The organism is Candidatus Cardinium sp. cBcalN2 (assembly GCF_022810445.1).
Taxonomy (GTDB): Bacteria; Bacteroidota; Bacteroidia; order Cytophagales; family Amoebophilaceae; genus Cardinium.
In genome coordinates this window covers 1-1,725 of the sequence record NZ_JAACGD010000146.1, presented here as the reverse complement: position 1 = coordinate 1,725, position 1,725 = coordinate 1, and the positions used below count along the sequence as shown (strand labels likewise).

Here is a 1,725-nt window from a genome sequence, read left to right as displayed (position 1 = left end):
GCTGATTAAACAAACCCTAACAACGTCAATAGCAATACGAGGTAGAATTACAAACAAGAAAGTTGGTGTGCCACAAGGCTCACCGATATCACCATTATATAGTAATATTTACCTAAATGTTATAGACCAAGTATGGCATGCAAGGGGCTATCCAGAAAAGCTAAACGCAACATTGCACAGGTATTGTGATGATGTAATTTTAGTATGTCGTAAGAGTGCTCACTTAGCACTGGAAAGATTCACAGAATTAGCCAAGAGGTTATCGCTTACTATTAACCACCAAAAGACACATATAACTAAACTAACAGAAGGGTTTAACTTCATAGGTTTTAACTTTGTAAAAAGGAAAAGTCGAATAAGTGGAAGAAATACCATCTATGTGTCTCCATCAAAACGATCCCAGCAAAATATTCGTAATAGATTAAAATATTTGACTTGTAGGAGAGCACCAATCAAACCGTTGGTATTCACGGAGCAAATAAAACCAGTAGTATTAGGATGGGTAAACTATTTTAAACACACGAATGCTAGTGAAGCTTTTCGGAAATTGCAGTGCTTTATCAATAACCGATTTCGCAGATACTTGACGCATAGAAGCAAAAGCCGAGGTTTTGGGTGGCAAAACTATCCCAATAGCAAACTCTACACAATGGGCATGTTTTACATTGGTAGTGGAATGATCAAGTATCCTGAGAAAGTTGCGCAAGGTTTATGAAGAAGACTGTCGGGCCGCCGTATTCGGGAAAACTGAACGTACGGTGGGATGAGAAGGGAATGGGTACATAATGAAGAATAAAGTTATCCAGTTGCGGTAGTATGTGAAATCTACAGCATCAGCTATGCTTAATTTTAAGTTGTCGAACCATTTCTTTACTCTAGAATATTTTTAAGCTGATCTATAATAGTTTCAATGATAGATCTCTTTCTAAGCATCAATTTATCCCAGAGTGGCATAAATGCATTTTTCATATTTTTTCTGATTTGAGTAATCAGTTCTATGCCTTTATCCATCAGTTTCTCAAATAAATCTTTACTCAAGTAGCCTTTATCGCTGAACACTTTACCCATCAAATTTTTACATAAATTTTCTACAGGAAATCTATCATTTACCTTACCTGTTGTAAGTGCAAAGTTCATAATTTCTCCTAAATCATTGACGATCAAGTGTAATTTCATTCCAAAAAACCAACCAGTGCTCGTTTTACCTTTAGTAGCAATCGATTTAAAAACCTGATGAGCATAAGATCTTTTGACATTACAAACCTTAATGGCTGTTGCATCCATAAAGTAGCAACCTGTTTTTGTTTTAGAAAGACTTTGTGTAAAAAAGTACATTGGAACTAATGTTCTTTGAATCAGTGCTATAAATCTATTATAACTTACTAAATTAACAAAGTCATTAGAATGAAATTGTTGTAAATGAATATAATATGACTTAAAATTTCTAAAGCCAATTACATGAAAGGCAATTAATATCGTCATTATTTCACTCAAAGACAACGAACAAGTTCTAGTAGGTTTTCTTGTAGAGTTGGGTAAAAGTTGACTTTCCATATAAGGCATAAATTTTTTTAAGAAGTCATCGACAGCGAAATATATTTCGACTAATTTTGCTACATTCATAATTGGCTCCTTTGTTAATTTGGTTAATTTTCTAATTCCAAATTAGAAACACAAAGGGGCTTTTGTAAACTCATGCTTAATTTTCTAATCCAGAACTCAGGT

The 1,725-nt window shown here is 34.0% G+C and carries 1 protein-coding gene and 1 pseudogene; one reads left to right on the top strand and one right to left on the bottom strand.

Annotated features, from left to right (window positions below):
- Nucleotides 1-715, top strand: a 715-nt coding sequence (locus MUW74_RS03990; protein ID WP_243553088.1) for a reverse transcriptase domain-containing protein, incomplete at its 5' end; no start/stop codon positions are given.
- A gap of 164 nt (nucleotides 716-879) precedes the next feature.
- On the opposite strand, the pseudogene MUW74_RS03985 reads toward MUW74_RS03990, so the two are convergent.
- Nucleotides 880-1,623: pseudogene (locus MUW74_RS03985) on the bottom strand (IS982 family transposase); the annotation flags it as partial.
- Nucleotides 1,624-1,725 lie beyond the last annotated feature (102 nt).